This is a genomic window from Mucilaginibacter gracilis, from assembly GCF_003633615.1.
GTDB lineage: Bacteria > Bacteroidota > Bacteroidia > Sphingobacteriales > Sphingobacteriaceae > Mucilaginibacter > Mucilaginibacter gracilis.
The window spans coordinates 3,983,045-4,006,013 of record NZ_RBKU01000001.1 but is presented as its reverse complement, the minus strand read 5'-3'; the positions used below and the strand labels follow the sequence as shown (position 1 = coordinate 4,006,013).

General features: G+C 43.1%; 24 protein-coding genes. 16 read left to right on the top strand and 8 right to left on the bottom strand.

The window, feature by feature from the left end; all coding sequences use genetic code 11:
- Positions 1–70 precede the first annotated feature (70 nt).
- Positions 71–823: a peptidase gene (locus BDD43_RS17780; RefSeq protein WP_121198939.1), complete on the top strand. Its 753-nt coding sequence runs from the start codon at positions 71–73 to the stop codon at positions 821–823.
- The gene (locus tag BDD43_RS17775; protein ID WP_121198938.1) at positions 820–1,665 is read left to right on the top strand and encodes a transglutaminase-like domain-containing protein; all 846 of its coding nucleotides are present in this window, start codon (positions 820–822) and stop codon (positions 1,663–1,665) included. The genes BDD43_RS17780 and BDD43_RS17775 overlap by 4 nt, the downstream gene beginning before the upstream one ends.
- Before the next feature lie 78 nt (positions 1,666–1,743).
- Here BDD43_RS17775 and BDD43_RS17770 read toward each other — a convergent pair whose 3' ends face one another.
- A complete protein-coding gene (locus tag BDD43_RS17770) occupies positions 1,744–2,478 on the bottom strand; it encodes a DUF4397 domain-containing protein (RefSeq protein ID WP_121198937.1) in 735 nt (244 codons plus the stop codon).
- 180 nt (positions 2,479–2,658) lie between these two features.
- A complete protein-coding gene (locus BDD43_RS17765) occupies positions 2,659–3,555 on the bottom strand; it encodes a pirin family protein (protein ID WP_121198936.1) in 897 nt (298 codons plus the stop codon).
- Between the two features lie 233 nt (positions 3,556–3,788).
- Between BDD43_RS17765 and BDD43_RS17760 the strand changes: the two genes are divergently transcribed.
- From BDD43_RS17760 to BDD43_RS17725, 8 genes are all read left to right on the top strand, one after another.
- Positions 3,789–5,201 carry an FAD binding domain-containing protein gene (locus BDD43_RS17760; RefSeq protein WP_121198935.1) on the top strand — a complete coding sequence of 471 codons (1,413 nt, stop codon included), beginning with the start codon at positions 3,789–3,791 and terminating at the stop codon, positions 5,199–5,201.
- 22 nt (positions 5,202–5,223) lie between these two features.
- A complete protein-coding gene (locus tag BDD43_RS17755; protein ID WP_121198934.1) occupies positions 5,224–7,536 on the top strand; it encodes a xanthine dehydrogenase molybdopterin binding subunit in 2,313 nt (770 codons plus the stop codon).
- On the top strand, positions 7,496–8,470 hold the full coding sequence (locus tag BDD43_RS17750; RefSeq protein ID WP_121198933.1) for an XdhC family protein: 975 nt from the start codon (positions 7,496–7,498) through the stop codon (positions 8,468–8,470). Before BDD43_RS17755 ends, BDD43_RS17750 begins: the two co-directional genes overlap by 41 nt.
- A 30-nt stretch (positions 8,471–8,500) precedes the next feature.
- Positions 8,501–8,803: an urease subunit gamma gene (gene ureA / locus BDD43_RS17745; RefSeq protein ID WP_121198932.1), complete on the top strand. Its 303-nt coding sequence runs from the start codon at positions 8,501–8,503 to the stop codon at positions 8,801–8,803.
- Between the two features lie 139 nt (positions 8,804–8,942).
- Positions 8,943–9,314 carry an urease subunit beta gene (locus BDD43_RS17740; protein ID WP_121198931.1) on the top strand — a complete coding sequence of 124 codons (372 nt, stop codon included), beginning with the start codon at positions 8,943–8,945 and terminating at the stop codon, positions 9,312–9,314.
- Positions 9,311–11,032, top strand: coding sequence for an urease subunit alpha (ureC, locus tag BDD43_RS17735; RefSeq protein ID WP_121198930.1), 1,722 nt, complete (start codon positions 9,311–9,313; stop codon positions 11,030–11,032). Before BDD43_RS17740 ends, ureC begins: the two co-directional genes overlap by 4 nt.
- A gap of 6 nt (positions 11,033–11,038) precedes the next feature.
- Positions 11,039–11,551, top strand: coding sequence for an urease accessory protein UreE (gene ureE, locus BDD43_RS17730; RefSeq protein WP_121198929.1), 513 nt, complete (start codon positions 11,039–11,041; stop codon positions 11,549–11,551).
- Positions 11,548–12,234 (top strand): urease accessory protein UreF, encoded by a 687-nt coding sequence (locus BDD43_RS17725; RefSeq protein ID WP_121198928.1) that lies wholly within the window; start codon positions 11,548–11,550, stop codon positions 12,232–12,234. Before ureE ends, BDD43_RS17725 begins: the two co-directional genes overlap by 4 nt.
- A gap of 398 nt (positions 12,235–12,632) precedes the next feature.
- Here BDD43_RS17725 and BDD43_RS17720 read toward each other — a convergent pair whose 3' ends face one another.
- Together BDD43_RS17720 and rlmF are read right to left on the bottom strand one after the other, a co-directional pair.
- Positions 12,633–13,760: an ISAs1 family transposase gene (locus BDD43_RS17720; RefSeq protein WP_121196770.1), complete on the bottom strand. Its 1,128-nt coding sequence runs from the start codon at positions 13,758–13,760 to the stop codon at positions 12,633–12,635.
- 101 nt (positions 13,761–13,861) lie between these two features.
- Positions 13,862–14,761 (bottom strand): 23S rRNA (adenine(1618)-N(6))-methyltransferase RlmF, encoded by a 900-nt coding sequence (gene rlmF, locus BDD43_RS17715; RefSeq protein WP_121198927.1) that lies wholly within the window; start codon positions 14,759–14,761, stop codon positions 13,862–13,864.
- Between the two features lie 191 nt (positions 14,762–14,952).
- Here rlmF and BDD43_RS17710 point away from each other — a divergent pair, with 191 nt between their 5' ends.
- Positions 14,953–15,282 carry a YbjQ family protein gene (locus BDD43_RS17710; protein ID WP_121198926.1) on the top strand — a complete coding sequence of 110 codons (330 nt, stop codon included), beginning with the start codon at positions 14,953–14,955 and terminating at the stop codon, positions 15,280–15,282.
- 71 nt (positions 15,283–15,353) lie between these two features.
- On the opposite strand, the gene BDD43_RS17705 is transcribed toward BDD43_RS17710, so the two are convergent.
- On the bottom strand, positions 15,354–15,944 hold the full coding sequence (locus tag BDD43_RS17705) for a hypothetical protein (RefSeq protein WP_121198925.1): 591 nt from the start codon (positions 15,942–15,944) through the stop codon (positions 15,354–15,356).
- A gap of 155 nt (positions 15,945–16,099) precedes the next feature.
- On the opposite strand from BDD43_RS17705, the gene BDD43_RS30140 reads away from it, so the two are divergent.
- The 3 genes from BDD43_RS30140 to BDD43_RS17695 all read left to right on the top strand — a co-directional run bounded on the left by BDD43_RS30140 (position 16,100) and on the right by BDD43_RS17695 (position 18,179).
- Positions 16,100–16,252, top strand: coding sequence for a hypothetical protein (locus tag BDD43_RS30140; RefSeq protein WP_162847108.1), 153 nt, complete (start codon positions 16,100–16,102; stop codon positions 16,250–16,252).
- A 109-nt stretch (positions 16,253–16,361) separates the two neighbouring features.
- Positions 16,362–17,411, top strand: coding sequence for a tRNA preQ1(34) S-adenosylmethionine ribosyltransferase-isomerase QueA (gene queA, locus BDD43_RS17700; RefSeq protein WP_121198924.1), 1,050 nt, complete (start codon positions 16,362–16,364; stop codon positions 17,409–17,411).
- 51 nt (positions 17,412–17,462) lie between these two features.
- Entirely contained in the window at positions 17,463–18,179 is a 717-nt protein-coding gene (locus tag BDD43_RS17695) for a 2-C-methyl-D-erythritol 4-phosphate cytidylyltransferase (protein ID WP_246001648.1), read from the top strand.
- A 99-nt stretch (positions 18,180–18,278) separates the two neighbouring features.
- Here BDD43_RS17695 and BDD43_RS17690 read toward each other — a convergent pair whose 3' ends face one another.
- The 3 genes from BDD43_RS17690 to BDD43_RS17680 form a co-directional block, all read right to left on the bottom strand.
- Entirely contained in the window at positions 18,279–18,425 is a 147-nt protein-coding gene (locus BDD43_RS17690) for a lmo0937 family membrane protein (RefSeq protein ID WP_121202022.1), read from the bottom strand.
- Between the two features lie 135 nt (positions 18,426–18,560).
- Positions 18,561–18,782, bottom strand: a complete 222-nt coding sequence (locus tag BDD43_RS17685) for a DUF2795 domain-containing protein (protein WP_002996718.1) — start codon at positions 18,780–18,782, stop codon at positions 18,561–18,563.
- 152 nt (positions 18,783–18,934) lie between these two features.
- Positions 18,935–19,483: a cob(I)yrinic acid a,c-diamide adenosyltransferase gene (locus BDD43_RS17680; protein WP_121198923.1), complete on the bottom strand. Its 549-nt coding sequence runs from the start codon at positions 19,481–19,483 to the stop codon at positions 18,935–18,937.
- 222 nt (positions 19,484–19,705) lie between these two features.
- Here BDD43_RS17680 and BDD43_RS17675 point away from each other — a divergent pair, with 222 nt between their 5' ends.
- Positions 19,706–20,677: a chitinase gene (locus BDD43_RS17675; protein ID WP_121198922.1), complete on the top strand. Its 972-nt coding sequence runs from the start codon at positions 19,706–19,708 to the stop codon at positions 20,675–20,677.
- Between the two features lie 112 nt (positions 20,678–20,789).
- Positions 20,790–22,928 (top strand): ribonuclease R, encoded by a 2,139-nt coding sequence (gene rnr, locus BDD43_RS17670; RefSeq protein ID WP_121198921.1) that lies wholly within the window; start codon positions 20,790–20,792, stop codon positions 22,926–22,928.
- The last annotated feature ends 41 nt before the right edge of the window (positions 22,929–22,969 follow it).

The window sequence follows — 22,969 nt, the reverse complement described above, 5'->3', positions numbered from 1 at the left end:
TTGGCTTCAAAACCAGATTAATTAATTTACTTTGCATAGCTTAATTAGCGTTTAACGAACACGTATTACTATGACTTATTGTTTAGGCATAAAGGTTAAAAAGGGATTGGTTGCAGTTGCCGACACGCGCATTACCTCGGGAACGGATGTAACTACCAAGAAAAAGATATTCACTTACCAAAACGACAATTGCTCGCTGTTTATTATGACGAGCGGATTGCGCTCTGTGCGGGATAAGGCCATTGTTTACTTTCAGGAGGTGATGGAACAGGAGTTTGAACAATTTACTAAACTGTACCAGGCCGTTAACGCCTTTGGAGAACAGGTGAAAAGGGTTGGTATTGAGGACAGAGAATCGCTTGAAAAGGGCGGTTTTAAATTCAATTTAAACACCATAATTGGCGGGCAGTTAAAAGACGACGAAGACCATAAACTATTTTTATTATATCCGGAAGGTAACTGGGTTGAGCTTGGCGAGGGCGCTCCTTATGTTATTATTGGTAACGCAGCACAAGGCAAAGCCATTTTGAACCGCATACTTAACAACGATACAAGTTTAAAACAGGCTTTAAAAGCTGGCTTTTTATCGTTTGATTCAACGCGCATTAGTGCAGCCGATGTTGATTTCCCGATAGATATTGCCTTGTATAAGGCTAACAGCTACGATATGGTTGAACAGCATTACGAAAAAACGGATCTGGAAAACGTATCGGCACAATGGGACAGACAATTAAAATCGGCATTAAAAAACATTTCAAACCAATGGATGGATCCTGCGTTTGATAAACTCGGTAAAACGGTAAAAAAACGAAAAAAGGTATGAAATTTAATGTTTCGGGTAAACTAACATATGATATAAAAGAACACTCAACCATTATCCTCAACATACATGCTATACGGTCGGCAGCCCAAACGGTGTTGCGGGAAACCTTTAGTATTGAACCTTACCATAAATCCGAAGAACTTATACCGGTACAAGGCGAAAACCGTTACATCAGGTTTGAAGTGCCCGAACCTGTGGTTATAAATATTGATTATAGCGCCCTTATTGATACTTCGTTTAAAAAAATAACCGGCAGCTTGCTCAATGATGTGCCGGTTATGCAGTTGCCGCCACAGGTACTACCTTATTTATCGCCAAGCAGGTATTGCCAGTCGGACAAGTTATACCGCTTTGCCAATAGCCGCTTTGGTAAAATAGATAACGCCTTTGAACGTGTACTTGCCCTTACCGACTGGATATTTGAAAACGTGGAATACCTAAGCGGATCTACCAATTCGGAAACATCGGCTTATGACACCGTTACCGAACAGGCCGGCGTTTGCCGCGATTTTGCCCATTTGGGTATTGCTTTGTGCAGAGCGTTATCTATCCCGGCAAGGTATTTTACGGGGTACTCCTATCTTTTAAAACCATCCGATTTTCACGCTTGTTTTGAAGCTTTTTTGGGTAACGAGTGGGTACTGTTTGATGCTACTAAACTGGCACCGCTTAACGGCCTGGTAAAAATAGCAACCGGGCGCGATGCTGCCGACACCGCTATTGCTACCATATTTGGCAACGTTGTATGCACAGCCATCTCGGTATCGTGCGAGTTAGCCGAAGAAAAATTTAAACCATTTAATTACGACAGGAAAAAACCACGCGGCCTAACCTATTTGTAGTTTATGCTATAATTAAAAATCCCGGAGCGCAGTTGGCCATCCGGGATTTTTTTTGGTAAGCTGTTAGTTAAATTATGCTCAATAGTAATAAGCGTTTTTTTGTATATCGGCACTAAAAAGTGTTGCGCCCGTGCCTGCTATTAAACCATGCGCCCAGATAGTGTATACCGACCCGGCGTTGAGCTTAATATTAATAAGGCTTGATAATACTGCCGAATTACTGTGCTGACGTACCTCTACCGTGTAATTGGTACCTGCCGCTATGGATACAAAAGACGAGTAAGTTCGGTAAGTTTTGTTTGAAGCGAGCAAAGCGCCGCTCCGGATACCCAGATCAAGTGCAGGAGCATCGGGGCTAACGTTTACCAGGCGTATGGTAGCCATGCCTGCTGCAGGTTGCACCAATGTATCGCGGGTAAGCAAATAATCGGGTTTGCTGGCCAGGTTTGCCAAGTAAAGCGTATAGTAACGATTTGCATTTAAGGTTATGGTATCGCTTTTAACAACGGTTTTTGTACCCGCCGAATAAAATGTTGCGGTGCGTTTGCCAATGTAGGCGGCCAGGTAATCTAACCCGTCGTTATAAACTATTGGCGAACGGTTGGCCTTGTTAGCATCGAGGTAAAAATCCAGAGATGGGGCATCCGGTGAGGCATCTATTACAGATATTAAAGCTGCCGGTGTAACATCAACACTATTGTTGCTGTTGTAGTAGTCGTGATCTTTTACGCACGAAGACAATGATGCAGCTAACAAACATATCATCCCGACTATGCCTGCCCGCCTTTTTAATTTTTGTTGAACTTTTTTCATGTTTTTATCAGTAGTTAATGTGTTTTTATACTATTGATATACGCACCCGGGCCTGCATTTGCTACAACCCGGGGTTGTTTTTATCAAAAGCATTTTTTCAGATTAACGCAGCACCCTGCATTTTGGTATAACGTAATGATATTAAGATAGTTCAATACAAAATTTTGAAACATGGGGTGTTTAAACCCTGTGCTTTAAATGGTCGGTCTCTCCCGGTAAGGGAACAAAGCCGGTTTCGCCGGGTACTTTTGCAAAGTTTTGCGCCAGCCATTGTTGTTTAGCTGCCTCTATCCTACCATAGTCTGACGATACAAAGTTCCAGAAGATAAACCGCTCTTCGGGGAAGGGCTCACCACCAAAAAAATAGATAATGGTATTGTCGGCCATCGTAAATTCGCACAGCTGGTTGTTTTTAGCTACCAATAATTCTTTGGGGCCAAAGGTAGTGCCTTCGCTTTCAATACTGCCTTGCAATATGTACAGTCCGGCTTCGCCAAACAGGTGTTGGCCAATGTTTACGGTTTGCCGGTGAGTATTTTTCAATTGTAAAAAATAAAGCGGACTATAAACCGGCACCGGCGAGGCTTTACCCATTATATTACCTGCAATAAGTGTGTAAGCTATACCATCGTTTTCCCAATACGGTAAATCGCTGGTATCGGCATGGTAAAAGGTGGGGTCCATTTCTTCTAAAGCTTTTGGTAAGGCTACCCATATTTGCAGGCCGTGCAGGTTTTTACTGGTATCTCTTAAATATCCGGGTGTTCTTTCCGAGTGTGCAATACCTTTACCGGCTGTCATCCAGTTTACCTGGCCGGCCTTAATTTCAACTTCGGTGCCAAGGCTGTCTTTATGCATTACGTTGCCCTCAAAAAGATAGGTTAAGGTTGAAAGGCCAATATGCGGATGCGGCGGAATATCTAAATTTTGGCCGGCAGCCATGTGAGCAGGGCCCATATGGTCGATAAAAATAAAAGGCCCCACCATTCTTTTATCTTTAAACGGCAGCAGGCGGCCAACCATAAAGTTACCAATATTGCGCGGACGTTCTTCAATTATCAGGCTGATGTTTGACATGGCTATCAGGTTTTAAACGTTATATTAAGCAAAGATACTTATTTCTGTACGTTACCAAATTGGCAATGGATAGTTGAAAAATTTCTTTTTTTAGCAGTTGATTAATAAACCAGCACTCATGATAACGCATTAGCCAGGCACATATTCGAAAAAGATGGCAGGTTAAAAGTTATTTTGTCATTTTTCATAAATTCTGCTAACTTTATCGTAAAGACGCATAAAAAAAAACAATTTTGATTAAATTCATTCTAAATAATACAGAAATTACTACAAGCATGGCACCGGGCATGGTGCTGCTTGACTATATACGCTATGAACGAAACCTTAAAGGCACTAAAATTGGTTGCCGCGAGGGCGATTGCGGAGCCTGCACCGTTTTAATTGGCGGGGTAACAAACGGCGTGTTAAAGTATTCGTCGGCAACCTCGTGCCTAACGGCTTTAGGCAATATTCATCATAAACACATTGTAACAGTTGAGGGCGTAAATTTTGATTATGAACCTAACCCTATACAACAAGCCATGTGCGACCAGGCAGGTACGCAGTGCGGATTTTGCACGCCGGGCTTTATTGTATCAATGGCTGGTTTTTGCCTGAGCGATAAACAACCAACGCAGCAAAATGCCATCGCAGCAGTAGATGGCAATATTTGCCGCTGCACGGGATACAAATCGATAGAACGCGCACTTGAGCAGGTTACCGAGCTGATAAAAGACAAAACGGGCGATACGGTGGAATATGTAACTTCTAAAAATATACTTCCATCCTATTTTAAAAATATAAAGGAACGTTTGCAATTATTAGCTACGCAAACCAACGGTGAAGCAAATATGCAAAGTATTAACACCCGTTTCCTTGGCGGTGGTACAGATTTATATGTGCAGCAACATGATAAAATGGTTTATGCCGATATTGATTTTTTAACCCGCAAACAGCAATTAAAAGGCATTACCAAACACGGCGATAAATGTGTAATAGGTGGCGCGGCAACCGTTACCGACTTGATAACCTCGCCTGTTATATTAGCGCATTTCCCTAAAATTGCCGAAGTTGGCAAACTTATTTCGTCAACCCCAATACGTAATATAGCTACCCTTGCGGGGAATTTTGTTAATGGCTCGCCTATTGGCGATTTTTCGATATTCTTTTTGGCCCTCGGCGCGGTTTTAACTTTGAGCGATGGCGAAAACAAAAGCGATGTTGCTTTAGAGAAATTTTACAAAGGCTACAAAACCCTGGATAAACAGCCTAACCAATTTGTTGAATCTTTTTGGTTTACCTTGCCCGATAAAAACACCTGGTTTACTTTCGAAAAGGTGAGCAAGCGAACTCATTTGGATATTGCCAGCGTAAACTCGGCCATGAGTTTAACTATGGATGGTAACATCGTTACCCATGCCCGCATATCTGCCGGTGGTGTGTACGCGTTCCCATTATATCTTGCCAAAACCTCAGCATTTTTAGTTGGAAAGGAATTGACCGAAGAGTTGGTAACCGAAGCTACCGAACTTTTACAAACCGAAATAGCACCCATAAGTGATGCCCGGGGCACGGCCGAGTATAAACGTTTATTGTTGTCGCAATTAATTAAGGCGCATTTTATTAAACTATTCCCGCTGTTGGAAATTGATAAATTACTGGCTTAATTAACAGTTTAAGATACCGAAGATGAAGAATATAGATAGCAGGACACATACACGCGGCGAATCGGTTTACCTTGACGATGTACCTTTAATACAGGGCACCTTGTTTGGTGCATCATTCGGTTCGCCAATAGCTAACGGGCACATTACTTCGCTCGATTTGAGCGAGGCCGAAAAAATACCCGGCGTTGTGCGCATCCTCACTTACAAAGATATTACCGGCCAAAACCAGATAGGCGGCATTATACCAGACGAACCACTATTGGCCGAACATCATGTTGATTTTTGCGGAATGCCCGTAGCATTTGTTGTTGCCGAAACTTACGAAGCTGCACATGCCGCCGTGAAAAAAATTAAGGTGGAGATAGACCCCTTACCCATTATTACCGACCCGCGCGACGCCCATGCTTTGGGGCAACTCATCGTTCCGCCGCGCACGCACCGTTTGGGCGATACCGAAGCCGCCTGGCAAAGTTGCGAATACATTTTTGAGGGCCTTGCCGAAACTAACGGGCAAGAACATTTATACATTGAAACGCAGGGCGCCTACGCCATTCCGCAGGAGAATAACGCGTTAAAAATATATTCGTCAACGCAAAGTCCGCGTGCAACGCAGGCTGCAACCTGTAAAGTTTTAGGCGTTGCCATGCACCAGGTTGAGGTGGACGTGATCCGTTTGGGCGGTGGTTTTGGAGGTAAAGAAGATCAGGCGAATGCCTGGGCTGCACTGTGTGCCTTAGCTGCACACATCCTCAAAAAACCTGTAAAATACGCGCTCGACCGTATGGAAGATATGGCCATGACGGGTAAGCGCCACCCCTACTCGTCCGATTTTAAAATTGGGCTCGATAAACATTTTAAGATACTGGCCTACGAGGTTCAGTTCTACCAAAATGCCGGTGCCGCCGCCGATTTGTCGCCCGCGGTGTTAGAGCGCACTTTGTTCCATTGTACCAACACTTATTTTATACCCAACGTACACGCCGTGGCTTACAGTTGCAAAACCAACTTACCGCCCAATACGGCGTTCCGTGGTTTTGGCGGCCCGCAGGGTATGTTTGTAATAGAAGCCGCCATAGTTAAAGCTGCCGAAAATTTAGGTGTCGATGCATCGGTTATCCAACAAATAAACCTCAATAAAACAGGCGACGAGTTCCCCTACGGGCAAAAAGCTGTGAGCGAGGCACACGCCTGTTGGGATAAAGCCATGGACCGATTTAACATCGAAAGCGTTATTAAAGAAACCCATTATTTTAACAGTACAAATAAACTCTATAAAAAAGGCATTGCCATGATGCCGATTTGCTTCGGCATATCGTTCACCAATACCATGATGAACCAGGGCCGTGCGCTGGTACACGTTTATACCGATGGCAGCGTGAGCGTAAGTACCGGCGCGGTAGAAATGGGCCAGGGCGTAAATACCAAAATGCTACAGGTTGCGGCTTATGTTTTTGGTATTGATGCCGATAAGGTAAAACTGCAATCAACCAGTACCAGCCGCGTTGCCAATACTTCACCATCTGCGGCAAGTGCAACGGCAGATTTAAACGGGAAAGCTGTTTTTATGGCATGCACCGAAATTGCCAACAGGCTAAAGCAAGTAGCTGCCGATGAAATGCACATCCCGATAGCAAGCATTACTTTAAAGGATAACCACATCCACGTAAGTGACCAAAAGCACGAAATGACCTGGGAACGGCTCATTATGTCGGCATTTTTTAAGCGGGTAAGCCTATCCGAACATGCACATTACGCCACTCCCGAAATACATTATGATAAACTAAAAGAGAAAGGCCACCCCTTTGCCTACCACGTTTACGGAACGGCTATAACGCAAGTAACTATTGATTGCCTGCGCGGAACTTACCAGGTTGACGCCGTTAAGGTAGTTCACGATTTTGGAGTGAGCATGAACCCGTTGATAGATCGCGGGCAAATTGAGGGCGGCATTGTACAAGGGATAGGTTGGATGACCTTAGAAGAATTGATTTATGACAAGGAAGGTAAACTAAAATCGAACGCGCTATCAACATACAAAGTGCCCGATATTTATTCGGTACCCAAGGTTTTGGAGATTGATTTTTTAGAAACCACTGCCGATAACCTGGCAATATTTAGATCTAAAGCGGTTGGCGAACCGCCGTTAATGTATGGTATAGGTGCTTACTTTGCGTTGCGTAATGCCATTAAGGCGTTTAACCCCGATGCGCATATCCCTTTATCGGCACCCATGACGCCCGAAAAAACGCTGATGGCGCTGTACTCAAAACCGTTGAAACCCGACCAGGAAAAGAATGAGGAAACAACAAGCAGTCTGGAAGTTAATCAGCGATAGTTTATCGCAGGGGGCACAGGTAATGTTGTTGTATGTTTTACAAAGCAGTGGCAGCAGCCCCGGCAGGCAGGGTTTTGCTATGGCGGTAAACCAAAGCGGCCAAATAGCAGGCTCAATAGGCGGCGGAATTATGGAACATAAATTTGTTGAAATGGCTAAAGAGCAATTAAAACAAAACCAGCAAAGCATAACGTTGAGGCAACAGTTTCATGATAAAAAAGCCGCCAAAAACCAAAGCGGTATGATATGCTCGGGCGAGCAAACGATATTGATATACCCGGTTAAAGCTATCGAAAAACCTTACATTGATGCTCTAATTAAAAGTATTGATGCCGATAAAAATGGTTTGCTCAAACTTTCGCCAAAAGGTATAGAGTTTAGTGACGAAGCTGCCGAAAGTGATTTTGTTTTCGGCATGGAAAGCGAAAACATTTGGCACTACCAGGAAAAAACAGGTTATAAAAACCACCTTTTTATTATTGGCGGCGGCCATTGCTCGTTAGCGTTATCGCAATTAATGAGTACGATGGATTTTTATATCCATATTTACGATAACAGGCCGGAGTTAAATACCCTGGCCGATAATGATTACGCGCAAGAAAAAACGTTGGTTAATGATTACAGCGAATTGAAGGATGTGATCCATTCGGGCGCAAGCCACTACGTAATCATCATGACGTTTGGTTACCGCACTGATGATGCCGCATTACGGGCCTTGCTGGATAAAAGCTTTAAATACACAGGCCTATTAGGCAGCAAAACCAAAATAGCCGAAATGTTTAACACTTACATTGCCGAGGGCCTGGCTACAGAAGAACGGTTAAAAAAGATACATTCGCCGGTAGGTATTCCAATAAAAAGCCAAACGCCCGAGGAGATAGCGGTTAGCATTGCAGCCGAGATTATCAAAGTAAAAAACGCGCATTTAAATTGAATTTTTATATATTGATATATATTTAGCAACATGCACTTAACACCCAGGGAATCGGAAAAATTATTGTTATTTCTGGCCGGCGAATTGGCCGAAAAACGCAGGGCCCGCGGACTGAAATTGAACTATCCGGAAGCCATTGCCTTAATAAGCAGCCAGTTGCAGGAAGCGGCGCGCGACGGTAAATCGGTTGCCGAATTAATGCAGTTTGGCGCCACCATTTTAACCCGTGACGATGTGATGGATGGCATTGCCGAAATGATACACGAAATTCAGATCGAAGCAACATTTCCGGACGGGACAAAATTGGTTACCGTGCATGATCCGATAAGGTGAGCCCCCCGACCCCCTAAAGGGGGAGGAATAGTCCTAAATATGTTAAGACATCAAAAAAAAAGAAAAAAGCATTTATGACAAACCCAAATGAACATAATAACAATACAGATAAAGCTCCCCCTTTAGGGGGCGGGGGGGCATCCCCGGAGAATACATCCTAAAAACCGAACCTATTGAATGCAATGTTGGCCGCCAAACCATTAGCATAGTGGTAACCAATACCGGCGACAGGCCGGTGCAGGTTGGTTCGCATTTCCATTTTTTTGAGGCCAATAAACAGTTGGAGATGGATAGGGAAAAGGCATTTGGTATGCGCCTTAACATTGCCGCAGGTACAGCCGTGCGTTTTGAACCCGGCGAAGAAAAGGAAGTTACCTTGGTAACTTTTGGCGGTAGCAGGCATGTTTACGGCTTTAATAATTTGGTAAATGGCGATACCACATCGGCACAGGTTAAAGCAAAAGCGATGGAAAAAATGGCGGCTTTAAATTTTAAACACAAACCACAATGAGCCTAAGCATTAACCGGATAAAGTATGCCAATATGTTTGGCCCAACCACAGGCGATAAAGTGCGCCTGGCCGATACCGACCTCATTATTGAAATAGAAAAAGACTATACCGTTTACGGCGACGAGGGTAAATTTGGCGGCGGCAAAACCATTAGGGATGGTATGGCGCAATCGGCCACCAAGGTACGGGCCGATAACGTGCTCGATTTTGTGATTACCAGCGTAATGATTATTGACCACTGGGGAATTGTAAAAGCCGATATTGGCATTAAAAATGGCAAAATTGTAGCGATAGGCAAAGCCGGCAACCCCGATACTATGGATGGCGTTACGCCCAACATGGTAATAGGTGCCGCTACCGAAGTACATGGCGGCGCAGGCTTAATTGCCACCGCTGGCGGTATTGATACCCACATTCACTTTATTTGCCCCCAGCAGATAGACCATGCTTTATTTAGCGGTGTAACCACCATGATAGGCGGCGGCACCGGCCCTGCCGATGGTACCAATGCCACAACGGTTACGCCCGGCGCATGGAACATTGAAAAAATGCTGCAAGCTGCCGAAGCCTTCCCCATGAACCTGGGCTTTTTTGGTAAAGGCAACTGTGCCGAAATTGCCCCCCTGGAAGAGCAAATTGAAGCCGGTGCGTTGGGCCTGAAAATACACGAAGACTGGGGCTCCACCCCTGCCGTAATTGATGCATCGCTACAGGTTGCCGATAAGTATGACGTGCAGGTTGCCATACACACCGATACCCTTAACGAAGCCGGTTTTTTAGAAGATACCCTGAACGCCATTGCAGGCCGGGTTATCCACACCTTCCATACCGAGGGTGCAGGTGGCGGCCATGCGCCCGATATTATTAAGGCGGCAATGTATCCCAATATTTTACCGTCGTCAACCAATCCTACGCGCCCATACACCGTTAACACCATTGATGAGCATTTGGATATGCTGATGGTTTGCCACCACCTGGATAAATCGGTACCCGAAGATGTGGCTTTTGCCGATTCGCGCATCAGGCCCGAAACCATTGCGGCGGAAGATATTTTGCATGATATGGGCGTGTTTAGCATGATGAGTTCAGATTCGCAAGCCATGGGCCGTGTGGGCGAAGTGATAACCCGCACCTGGCAAACTGCCGATAAAATGAAAAAACAACGCAGCTTTTTAACCGAAGACGAGGCAAACAATAACGATAACTATCGCGTAAAGCGCTATGTAGCTAAATACACCATTAACCCGGCAATATCACACGGTATTTCGGAGTATGTGGGTTCGATAGAGGCCGGTAAACTGGCCGACCTGGTGCTGTGGAAGCCTGCCCTGTTCGGCGCAAAGCCAGAAATGATAATCAAAGGCGGGATGATAATTGCCGCCAAAATGGGCGACCCGAATGCATCTATACCAACACCGCAGCCGGTAGTTTACCGCCACATGTTTGGTGCTTACGGCAAGGCTTTGTTTAAAACCTGTGCAACCTTTGTGTCGCAGCTTTCGCTGGATAAAAATGTGGTGCAGGGTTATGGTTTGGAAAAAATGCTACTGCCTGTTAAAAACTGCCGTAACATTGGTAAAAAAGATCTGATCCATAACGACGGCACACCGCAGATAGATGTTAATCCGGAAAATTACGAAGTAAAGGTTGATGGCGAACACATCACCTGCGCACCGGTTTCGGTTTTGCCATTAGCGCAACGGTACTTTTTATTTTAGAAAAAAATGCTCGTTAAAGAAAAACTCGGCAACATCAATACAATTCCCGCAGGAAACCAAACTATCGATTGGCTTGATCTGCAATGGTACGAAACCAACAAGCGCATTATGCACAAGCGCAGTACCGCAGGCGTAGAGGTGGTAATGAAGTTTATGAACGAGGGACAGAATTTAACGCAGGGCGATATTCTTTACCAGGATTCGGAAACAATAATTGCCATTAATATTCCCGCTTGCGAGACTTTGGTTATTAAACCGAAGAATATGTTCGAAATGGCTTCGATATGCTATGAAATAGGCAATAAGCATTTACCACTATTTTACCAGGACGAAGAGGTATTGGTAGCCTTTGATGCACCATTGTACAGGCTTATTTCATCATCGGGCTACGAGGTTGAGCAAGGCGAACGCAAGCTTATTAACCCTTTAAGAACATCGGTATCGGCACACGCCCATTCATCAGGCAATAGCGAAACCTTGTTCTCCAAAATTATGAGGCTCACAAATCAATCGGAATGAACACCGAACTATTAAGCCTGCTGCAACTGGCCGACCCTACCTTGCCCATAGGCGGTTTCTCCCATTCGTCGGGCCTGGAAACCTATGTGCAGGCCGGTATTGTTAAAGATGCAGCAACGGCCCAAAGTTTTGTGGTTGAAATGCTTACGCAAAATTTGCAATATACCGATGCCGCCTTTGTATCATTAGCTTATGATGCCGCTTTTAACAACAATATTGAGCAGCTAATTACATTAGACGAAGAATGCACCGCAGTAAAGTTACCTAAAGAAATGCGGCAGGCCAGTCAGAAATTAGGAACACGTTTACTCAAAATATTCCATGAATATTGCGACAACAAATTGATAGATGAGTACAAACAAGCTATTGATACCAGGCAAACAAATGGCAACTATTGCATTGCATTTGGCCTTATAGCAGCGGTGCAGCAAATACCAAAAGCCCAGGCGTTAACAGGCTTTTACTACAACGCCGCAATGGGCATGATAACCAACAGCGTTAAACTGATACCACTCGGCCAGCAAGACGGGCAAAAATTGCTATTCGCCATTAAACCGCTGATACAAAAGCTCACAGAACAATCATTAAACCCCGACAGGGATTTGATAGGCTTATGCTGTGCCGGTTTTGATGTGCGGTGTATGCAGCATGAGGATTTGTATTCGAGGTTGTATATGAGTTAGTTAACCACAATGTAATCCAATTATGCATCCCCTGCAATTACTAAGTACCAAGTAATCTCTAAACGATACAGAGCGGCTCTGTAAGTCCGTTTTGTGCTGCATAGAAATGCTTCATACCTTTAAAGTAACTCAATCTGTTTGGGATATTTTTAAACAGACGCTGTTTTACTTTAATAGTGACCTTAGTGGCAACCTACCGCTAAGATACCCGGAGATTTTGCACAGAGAAACATGGAATTTTATTAGCCATTTTATTTCTGTTTCTGTTAAAGCATACCTTTTAACCTTAAACCTTCCAGCGGCTTACCCACTCTTTTTGCTGCTCATCGTCTAAAAACGTCCAGCATACCATGCGGGTTTTTTTTTGGCCCTGAGCCATGTTAATCAGGGCCGACGCATTAGGAATTTGTTTTAGCGATTAATTGTAATGAAAGAAGAAATTTATGGTTCCACCCGGCCATTTTTCTTTTTGCTTTCAGGCTGGCCTTACTGGTTTTGTCGGCTTTTAGGATATTTAGGGCTATCTTTCTGACTACGGCAAGGTTTTGGGCGGTCTGTTTGTTCCGTGTGGTATTGTAATCTTCGCCAAATCCGACATCCAACTGCCAGTGCAATTGGTTCTCAATGCCCCAATGTGCGCGGATGGCTTGGTTAAAATAGGCAGCATCAGCACGGAGGCTGGAGATATAGTAGCGGTCTTGTATGGAGTGGCTGTCACCTATTATCCTTTCCGAGGTTATTTTGATGATGGTCTTTATTCCCTTCCAATTTTCCTTTTCGTCAACCCAGTTAAGTTCATGAATGACTTTGCAGTCTCTGATCTCCGCCCGCCCGTGGCCCTTATCCAGGTGCTGGCTGTAACTGTCTTCTTTAAAGTTGAACTGATTGATTACCTGTTCATAAAGTGTTTCCTGGTTCTGTTTCAAAGCAAGGATATAATCGCCCTGGCTTTCGACAATCTGTTCAGCAATCGCTTTCTGTGTACCCATTGCGTCGATGCTTACTACCGCCCCTTTGATGTTCAATAGCGATAACAATGCTGGGATCGCCGTAATCTCATTGCTCTTGTCATCCACTTTTTGTTGCCCCAGTACCAACTGGTTACGACCCGACCAGGCGCTTACCAAATGCAAGGCCCCCAACCCCTGGTGTTTGCAGGCGCTGTTACAGATGCTCTTTCCATCGATAGCGATCAACTCCTTTTCGCCAGACAGGCCCGACTCCTCAAGACCCCGGCTAAGTTCCGCTGTCCAGGCACGAAAACACTGTTCAAAAAGCGCCGAATCGATCAGCATAAAAACCCGGTTGATCGTGTCATGACTGGGTATGCCGTTTTCAAGAGGCAGCAACTGCTTTAAAAAATCTTCTTTCTCCTTCCCGAATTCTTCCATCTCGTACCAGCTTTCTGCACCACATAGAACGGCCAATACCGACAAAATGATAACTTCCAGTAAATTGTGTTTCTTATTATTACCTGTACGAGGATCAGGTATCCATCTAAAATGATTGTGAAGTGAAGTCGTCATATGCTTTTACAAAGAAAAAACGCTAACCCGACTCTAATCCTCCCGAAACCACAAAAGTTATACCTACGTTTCCAACACTTTGTTCATAACCATATCAACTTTTAACTATTCTTATGCGTCAGCCCTGCCATGTTAATGGTTTGCACTTCAAAAACGTTTACTTTTTTTAAGGCTTTATAAATATTGTGCAGGTTGTCTTTTTGAGATACCAGCGTGGTGTACCAAAAACATTGCTGCGGTGCCTTTGAACTTTGGTAGATCATTTTGCTGATAAAGGCCGATTCGCCGCCGGGATACCATAATTCGGTATTTTGGCCGCCAAAGTTTAACATGGGCTTATCGGTTTCGGCTTTGCCTAAATTAGATTGTTTGCGCATATTGGCCTGCTCGGCCTCTTGCTGCGATGAGTGGAAAGGCGGGTTGCAAATAGCCACATCAAATAATTCGCCGGGGTTAATAACGCCTGTGTAAATGCCCGAAACGTTAGTTTGCTTGCGCAGCTCAATCACATCAGCAAGTTTGTTATCGGTAACAATCTTCTGTGCCGATTCGAGCGCGGTGCTGTCTATATCCGTCCCTACAAAACTCCATCCGTACTCGTGGTTACCTATTAAAGGGTATACGCAATTTGCACCCACGCCAATATCAAGCACTTTAATGGTTTTTCCGCCGGGGATATTGCCGTAATTGTAAAGCGCCAATAAATCGGCAACGTAGTGTATATAATCTGCACGGCCAGGTATTGGCGGGCACAGGTAACCCTCGGGAATATCCCAACTACTTAATTTATAAAAATGGCGTAACAAGGCTGCGTTAAGCATTTTAACAGCCTGGGGGTCGCTAAAATCAACCGATTGATCGTTAAATTTATTTAACGATACAAAGGGTTCCAGTTCGGGGCAAGTAAGCACCAAAGCATCAAAATTATATCTCGAACGGTGTTTGTTGCGGGGGTGCAGGCCATTCTTTTCGGCAACGGGCGTTTTGTTTTTATCGGGCAAAGTGCAATTATTTTAAGCCACAAAAATAGCTATAATAGTTAAGGCCAATAAAAGTTAATTTTAGTACATAATTGTTACTTAAAAGCAATAACTAGTTTACTAATAACCAGATGGTTATTAAAATTTAATTGCAATACTTGTAACAACAATAATTATATTTGGTCATAATCGTATCACAAAATAAAAACATTATGGATTATTCATTAATAACAACCAGCATTAGTTTAGATGGCTACAAGGTAACTAAACATTTGGGCGTAGTACGTGGCATTACCGTGCGCAGCCGCAGTGTGGTGGGCAATATAGGTGGCGGCATACAGGCCCTTTTTGGCGGCAGGCTATCAATATACGTTGAGCTTTGCGAACGTGCGCGCGAAGAAGCATTTCAGCTACTGGTACAACACGCCCGCGAGCGCGGCGCAAACGCTATTATAAATATGCGTTATGATGCTAACGAGGTTATGAAGGGCGTAACCGAAGTTTTAGCATACGGCACGGCTGTTGTTGTAGAAAAAATATAATAGGCCACAAAAAGCGTGAAGCCGCTAAGTTAAATTTTAGCGGCTCCTCACTTATTTTGCTCATTTAAGCGTTACGGCTTAAATTTTAATGCATAAAATATTGACGGAGGCAAGGTTTTAAGATCAGCCGGATCGTTAAACAATACAAAGCAATAGGCGTAGCCAATACTATCTTTCTGTATGGCAATTATCATACAATTTTTATAATCCTGGGCAAAGGCTGCGCCTGCTAAGGTGATGCCCGTCATGCCTCTGTCGGCATTGTATTCCCTTTTAACAGCCAGGCTATCATAAGCTTTAGTCTGTGGCATTCGCGCACCGCTTGATATATTCATTAGTATAGCCACTATTCCCGGTTTAAAATAAGTATTGGGGTGTAATATTACACTGCCTTTATCTTTCATTTTTTGGTATTGAATGAGTAAGGAATCCATCGGCCTTATGGTGTAACGCAACTCAATGTTTTTATCGGGGCTTTTAATGGCATAATCGTAATGCATTTTACTGTTGCTGATAACGGGCACTTCAACCCAACCCGTAGGTTGTTCAAAGTTTAACTGGGCGCGGGCTAATAGTTTAGTAAACCTGTAGGGAGGTGGTGCATAAAACGAGCACAAAGCCAACAGTAGCAAACCCGCTAAAATTTTAAAACGTAATTTCATAGGTATAATTTAAGGATTATTATAAATGCAGATGAGTAGGTATTGCCTATTCCATAAAACAAAAATAATTTTTCTTTTATTTATATAATTCGGCTAATCTGTAAAAACTTATATCCGGTTATGGTGTTTAGCTTATACGTCAAAAATCCTATTTTATGGAAACCACAGTCATCGTTATTATTGTTCTGCTGGCCCTTGCCTTCATCTTTTTTTTGATTAGGCGTAATGCTAAGGATGAAAATGATATTAACCCCGACTTAACAGACGAACTTGAAAAACGAAAAAGCGAGGGTAAAGATATTAAGTAACCACCGCCTAAACGTTACCGTTGCGTATCACAATTGGCGCACGGTTAATATTTTAACTTAATTATAAATTATTTGTACATTTGCGCCCTGAAAATATTTTTTTTATCGTATGAAATTATCCCAATTTAAATTCAATTTACCCGACTCATTGGTGGCCCACTCGCCATCAGAAAACCGCGACGAATCACGCCTGTTGGTGTTACACCGCGATTCCGGAAAAATTGAACATAAAATATTTAAGGATGTTCTGAATTATTATGACGACAAGGATGTAATGATTATCAATAATACCAAGGTTTTTCCGGCCCGTTTATATGGCAATAAAGAAAAAACCGGTGCTACTATTGAAGTTTTTTTATTACGCGAATTAAATAAAGAACTGCGCCTTTGGGATGTTTTGGTTGACCCGGCCCGTAAAATACGCGTAGGTAACAAATTATATTTTGGCGACGACGATTTGTTGATTGCCGAAGTTGTTGACAATACCACATCGCGCGGCCGTACCATTCGCTTTTTGTTTGACGGCACCGACGAAGAGTTTCGCCGTAATGTTGAAATACTGGGCGAAACACCACTGCCAAAATACATTAAGCGTAAAGCTACCGAAGAAGATAAAGAACGTTACCAAACCATATTTGCCAAAAACGAAGGTGCTGTTGCTGCACCTACCGCCGGCCTGCACTTTAGCCGCGAATTAATGAAACGCCTTGAATTAAAAGGTGTTGAATTTGCCGAAGTTACCCTGCATGTTGGCTTAGGAACATTTAGACCGGTTGAGGTTGAAGATTTGACCAAGCATAAAATGGATTCGGAACAGTTTATTATTGAGCAAAAACAGGCCGATATTGTAAACAAAGCTATTGAAGATAAACGCCGCATTTGCGCCGTTGGTACTACATCTATGCGTGCGGTTGAATCGGCTGTGTCGGCAAACAAAACATTAAAATCTGCTAACGACTGGACGAGCAAATTCATTTTCCCGCCATACGATTTTAGCATTGCCAACAGCATGATAACTAACTTCCACACGCCCGAATCGACATTATTGATGATGATTTGCGCCTTTGGCGGTTACGAAAACGTAATGAATGCCTACGAAATTGCAGTAAAAGAAAAATACCGCTTTTACAGCTACGGCGATGCGATGATGATTATATAGTATTGAGATTTGCGTATTGAGTATTGAGATAAAAAACTGAAGCAATTAACTGTGGCAGCAAACAATCTCGATACGCAATACGCATTAAGCAATACTACCTACTATGCCATTATAGTAGCCGGTGGTTCGGGCAGCCGTATGCAGTCGGCATTACCTAAGCAATTTTTGCTGTTGAATGGCAAACCTGTGCTGATGTACACGGTTGAGGCCTTTTATAAAAGCAATTCGCGCCCTTCCATTATTATTGTACTTCCTAAAGATTATCACCAGTATTGGCTGGAACTCTGCAAAGATCACGATTTTAGGATACCGCACCATTTGGTTAACGGTGGCGACACGCGTTTCCAGTCGGTTAAAAACGGATTGGCTTTGATAGACAACCCCGATGCTGTTATTGCCGTGCATGATGCCGTTAGGCCATTAACCCAGGTTACAGCTATTGATAACGCCTTTACCTACGCACAGCAACACGGCAACGCCATTGTAGCGGTAAAAAGCCGCGATTCGATAAGGCAGCTAAAAAACGGTATTTCGGCGGCCCTTATCAGAAACGAAATATACCTGGTACAAACACCGCAAACTTTTCAATCGGGTTTACTGCGCCGGGCCTACCAACAGCCCTACCGCGACGATTTTACCGACGACGCCAGTGTAGTTGAATGCCTGGGTATTAACATCAATATTATTGAGGGCAGCTATACCAACCTTAAAATAACCTTCCCCGAAGATATTGCCATTGCGGAAATGCTGTTAAGTAACCAGCAATAACGCGGGGGGAGTAGATAAAAAGCAAAAAAAATGTTAGATTTGAGATTACAGACAGCTTTGTGCCTCTCATCCCAAATCTAACATCTTATATCTAAGTTATCAGGCGCGGCGTATCACACCTAAAATTAATGAAATAATGGCTATCACTAATAATACGTGAATAATGCCACCTGCTGAGTAATAGAAAAACCCGAAAGCCCATCCAATAATGAGTATAACGGCAATTAGATACAATAAACTTCTCATGATAATATTTTTTAGTTTGATAATATTTGTTTCATCAATAACTAAAACCATTCCAAAAAGCAATATTGTATTATATTTAAACAACAAAGGCCTCTACTATGCAGAAGCCCCTGATAATATGGCATTTAACTAAATTTAGTATTCGTCTTCGTTAAAAAAGAAATCATCCTTTGTAGGGTAATCAGGCCATATTTCCTCTATATTTTCGTACGGTTCGCCGTCATCTTCCAAAGCTTGCAGGTTTTCGATAACCTCAACTGGTGCTCCCGAACGTATAGCGTAATCAATTAACTCATCTTTAGTAGCCGGCCATGGCGCATCTTCTAAGTGCGAAGCCAATTCAAGTGTCCAATACATATTTTTAAACGTTTTTCTTTAAAATCCTAATTTTGCAAAAGTATAATATTTTTAATGTGATTATCAAATTATTTTTTTTTCTAATTTAATTGTTTTGATTAATGATAAAACCGGGTATCGTTATTTTTCCGTTTTATCAAAATTTAAAACCGTCATACCCTTGGTATCCATTCATTTTCAATCACTTGCTGCTCGTTGCCAATTTTACGGCTTAGGGTAAACAGGTAATCACTTAGGCGGTTAAGGTAAATAATTACCTTTTCGTTAACATAACTATCTTCGCTCAAATGCACCGAAAGGCGTTCGGCCCTGCGGCAAACGCATCTTGCAATATGGCAAAAAGAAACCGCATTGCTGCCACCCGGTAAAATAAAATGACGCAGGGCGGGTAGTTCGGTATCCATCCGGTCAATTTCCTGCTCCAAAAGTTCAACATCGGCATCGCGCAAATCGGGTATTTTCATTTTCGATTTCTCCGGGTCGGCGGCCAGGCTGGCACCAATGGTAAATAATCGGTCCTGCACTTCTTTCAGCAAAACTTTATGGCCAGGAGCAATATCCTGATCGCGTATGAGGCCGATATACGAGTTTAACTCGTCTACAGTTCCATAGCTTTCAATCCGCAAGTGATGTTTGGCAACACGTGTGCCGCCTATTAGCGAAGTAAGCCCTTTATCACCCGTTTTGGTATATATCTTCATGCTGATGCAAATAAATATGATTTATGCATTGTTTTATAAGTTGTTGATAAATTTTAGTGATCACCTTTTTAACTGCACATTTTGATTTTAATTTTTTTTTATTATATTGTAGTAATTAGAAAAACAACATAACAACATTTGCCTTTATATAAAATAAAAACTCTTACAATTTCCCCCCCTCGTAATAAAACAAACGGTAAACCTTTATACCCATATTTACCCATGTATCTAAAAAACACAATCAAACTTATTGCCATCATCCTATTGTTTACACTGCCCGGCTTTAAATGCGGCATAGATAGCGGCAGTGCGGCGCGGCCAACTGTATCGTCAATTTTTTCGGAAAAAGATTTTAACGATATTTTTCCTATGCGGGATAAATTTTATAGCTATGCCGCATTTATAAAAGCCTGCAACCAAATGAGCGCAATAAAAGTAAAGGTTGAAAAACGCTCGGTTTCAATTTACAAAATTACCCGTACAGATAGCCAAACGGGCATTACCAAAGTGGTACGGCAGGATGATGAGTGGGAAGAAACCTGGGCCAAGGCCAAACCTTACAGTACGGTAGATATTAGTTATGTCGATTTTTGCACCGAAAAAGACGCGGCAACCAACAAAAAAGAACTGGCTGCATTTTTGGCCCATATTGCGCATGAAACCCGCCACGGCGAAAATGGCAAATATAACGACGGCCTAATGTACACCCACGAACTGAACACTGCCTTACCATATTATGCCGAAAATGACACCTACCCGCCGGTAAAGGGCAAAAATTATTACGGGCGCGGGCCTTTGCAATTAAGTTATAACGGAAATTACGGTTATGCTTCCGACTGTATTTTTGGCGATAAAACTATATTGCTTAACAACCCCGACCTGGTAACTACCGACGCTGTTGTGGCCTTTAAAACCGCCATTTATTTTTGGATGACGCCGCAAACCTTCAAACCATCGGCACATAACGTTATGGTTGGTAACTGGAAACCCAATGCCGATGATATTGCCAAAGGCCGCGTACCCGGCTTTGGCATGACTATTAACATTGTTAACGGCGCCGTTGAGTGCAACAAAGGCGAAGACGTTTTTAGCATGACCGACAGGATTGGTTATTACCGTTACTTTTTAAAAAAACTGGCCGTTACCGACGACAACTGCCAATGCTCGTGCGGCAAGATGCAGCCTTACGAGTAGCCTCACCCCGGCCCTCTCCAAACGAGAGGGAGGTTTTGGGAAAGGCCAATTTAACACATGCATTACATTTAAAACTCTTAAATAAACGTACCTTAGTGTACAAATAATTAATATGTCTAAAAAAGAAAAAAACCACTCTATCAAACAAGTACTTACACAATTGGTACTTAACGTGTTTGAACAGAATGGCAACCTGGCACTAAACCACAAGCAGGTATCTGCAAAGCTTAATATACTCGAACCCGAATCAAAAGCTGTTATACTCGAAATACTTAAAGACGAAGCCTTTAATCAAACTTTAAAAGAAACTTCGCCAGGCAAATATCAATTGCTTGAACTAAAAACATTTGTTGAGGGCAAGGTTGATTTAACCAACGATGGCTCGGCCTTTATTGTTACCGACGACGAATTTGAAAGCGATATTTACGTAGCCCCACGCAAGTTACGAAACGCCCTTAACGGCGATATTGTAAAAGTTTACGTATATGCCAAAAGCAAGGGCAAGCGTAAAGAAGGTGAAGTGATAGAGATTATTAAACGCCATAAAATGGAGTTTACGGGCATTGTAAAACTATCGGAACGGTTTGCATTTTTTGTTCCCGATGATCGTAAAATGCTACATGATATTTTTATCCCGCTTAACGAAATAAACGGTGCAAAAAATGGCGAGAAGGCTTTAGCCGAAATAACCGATTGGCCGCCCGAAGCTAAAAACCCGGTTGGCCGCATTAAAAGTGTACTAGGCAAACAAGGCGAAAACGATACCGAGATGAACGCCATACTGGCCGAATACGGTTTCCCCCTATCTTTCCCCGCCGAGGTTGAGCATGAGGCTAACGCCATATCCGACGTTATTACCGCAGAGGAAATTGCCAAACGCCGTGATTTTAGGGATGTGCTAACCTTTACCATTGACCCTTTTGACGCCAAGGATTTTGATGATGCCATATCGTTTAAATACCTTGATAACGGCAATTACGAAATTGGTGTTCATATTGCCGATGTATCGCATTACATCATTCCCGATTCGGCATTGGATAAAGAGGCTTATGAGCGCGGCACATCGGTTTACCTGGTTGACAGGGTTATCCCGATGCTTCCCGAAAGGTTATCAAACGGTTTATGCTCGTTGCGCCCTAACGAGGATAAGCTTTGCTTTTCGGCAGTGTTTGAATTAGATGCCGAGGCCAACGTAGTTACCGAATGGTTTGGTAAAACGGTTATACACAGTAACCGCCGTTTTACTTACGAAGAGGTGCAGGAAATTATAGAGAACGAAGACGGCGAATACATTAAAGAGATAACCATATTAAACCAGCTTGCCTACAAACTACGCGACCGGAAATTTAAAAACGGCGCAATTAGCTTTGAAACTAAAGAGGTTAAGTTTAAACTTGACGACACCGGCAAACCCATAGGCGTTTATGTAAAGGAGCGTAAAGACGCCCACAAACTAATTGAAGATTATATGTTGCTGGCAAACCGCAAGGTTGCCGAGTTTATAGCTAAAAAAGGCAAAGGAAAACATCAATACACCTTTGTTTACCGATCTCACGATTCGCCTAAGCAAGATACGCTGGCCGGCTTTGCGCTGTTTGCGGCAAGGTTTGGTTATAAAATTAACACCAAAAGCGACAAGGAAATTGCCCGATCGTTAAACCATTTGATGGAAGATGTTGAGGGTAAAAAAGAGCAAAACGTGTTAACGCAATTAGCCATACGCTCAATGGCAAAAGCCATTTATACCACCAAAAAAACAAGCCACTACGGTTTGGCTTTCGATTTTTATACCCACTTTACCTCTCCAATACGCCGCTATCCGGATGTGATGGTACACCGCTTGTTGCAGCTTTATTTAAGCGGAGGCCAATCGGCCAATGCCGAAAATTACGAGGTGCTTTGCGTACACAGTTCGCAAATGGAGAAAAAAGCCGCTGATGCCGAACGCGCATCGGTTAAATACAAACAGGCCGAATACCTTAAAGACCAGGTGGGCAACTTGTTTACCGGCATTATTTCGGGCGTTACCGAGTGGGGCATGTATGTGGAGATTATTGAAAATAAATGCGAAGGCATGATACGCCTGCGCGATATATCCGACGATTTTTATACCCTCGACGAAAAAAATTACGCCATTATCGGTCAGCGTAAAAAGAAAACTTACCGTTTGGGCGACGAGGTGAAGATAAAAGTGAAGAGTGTTGATTTAACAAAAAAACAGATTGATTTCACGCTAATTCACGAACAGTAGTTTTAATTACCGGATAGCAAGTATTTTTGAATGCTAAAGTT

Excerpts from the sequence above, each read along its gene's own strand:
- BDD43_RS17780 (WP_121198939.1), top strand. The coding sequence starts at position 71 with ATGACTTATTGTTTAGGCATAAAGGTTAAAAAGGGATTGGTTGCAGTT.
- BDD43_RS17775 (WP_121198938.1), top strand. The coding sequence starts at position 820 with ATGAAATTTAATGTTTCGGGTAAACTAACATATGATATAAAAGAACAC.
- BDD43_RS17770 (WP_121198937.1), bottom strand. The coding sequence starts at position 2,478 with ATGAAAAAAGTTCAACAAAAATTAAAAAGGCGGGCAGGCATAGTCGGG.
- BDD43_RS17765 (WP_121198936.1), bottom strand. The coding sequence starts at position 3,555 with ATGTCAAACATCAGCCTGATAATTGAAGAACGTCCGCGCAATATTGGT.
- BDD43_RS17755 (WP_121198934.1), top strand. The coding sequence starts at position 5,224 with ATGAAGAATATAGATAGCAGGACACATACACGCGGCGAATCGGTTTAC.
- BDD43_RS17750 (WP_121198933.1), top strand. The coding sequence starts at position 7,496 with ATGAGGAAACAACAAGCAGTCTGGAAGTTAATCAGCGATAGTTTATCG.
- ureA (WP_121198932.1), top strand. The coding sequence starts at position 8,501 with ATGCACTTAACACCCAGGGAATCGGAAAAATTATTGTTATTTCTGGCC.
- ureC (WP_121198930.1), top strand. The coding sequence starts at position 9,311 with ATGAGCCTAAGCATTAACCGGATAAAGTATGCCAATATGTTTGGCCCA.
- ureE (WP_121198929.1), top strand. The coding sequence starts at position 11,039 with ATGCTCGTTAAAGAAAAACTCGGCAACATCAATACAATTCCCGCAGGA.
- BDD43_RS17725 (WP_121198928.1), top strand. The coding sequence starts at position 11,548 with ATGAACACCGAACTATTAAGCCTGCTGCAACTGGCCGACCCTACCTTG.
- BDD43_RS17720 (WP_121196770.1), bottom strand. The coding sequence starts at position 13,760 with ATGACGACTTCACTTCACAATCATTTTAGATGGATACCTGATCCTCGT.
- BDD43_RS17710 (WP_121198926.1), top strand. The coding sequence starts at position 14,953 with ATGGATTATTCATTAATAACAACCAGCATTAGTTTAGATGGCTACAAG.
- BDD43_RS17705 (WP_121198925.1), bottom strand. The coding sequence starts at position 15,944 with ATGAAATTACGTTTTAAAATTTTAGCGGGTTTGCTACTGTTGGCTTTG.
- BDD43_RS30140 (WP_162847108.1), top strand. The coding sequence starts at position 16,100 with ATGGAAACCACAGTCATCGTTATTATTGTTCTGCTGGCCCTTGCCTTC.
- queA (WP_121198924.1), top strand. The coding sequence starts at position 16,362 with ATGAAATTATCCCAATTTAAATTCAATTTACCCGACTCATTGGTGGCC.
- BDD43_RS17690 (WP_121202022.1), bottom strand. The coding sequence starts at position 18,425 with ATGAGAAGTTTATTGTATCTAATTGCCGTTATACTCATTATTGGATGG.
- BDD43_RS17685 (WP_002996718.1), bottom strand. The coding sequence starts at position 18,782 with ATGTATTGGACACTTGAATTGGCTTCGCACTTAGAAGATGCGCCATGG.
- BDD43_RS17680 (WP_121198923.1), bottom strand. The coding sequence starts at position 19,483 with ATGAAGATATATACCAAAACGGGTGATAAAGGGCTTACTTCGCTAATA.
- BDD43_RS17675 (WP_121198922.1), top strand. The coding sequence starts at position 19,706 with ATGTATCTAAAAAACACAATCAAACTTATTGCCATCATCCTATTGTTT.
- rnr (WP_121198921.1), top strand. The coding sequence starts at position 20,790 with ATGTCTAAAAAAGAAAAAAACCACTCTATCAAACAAGTACTTACACAA.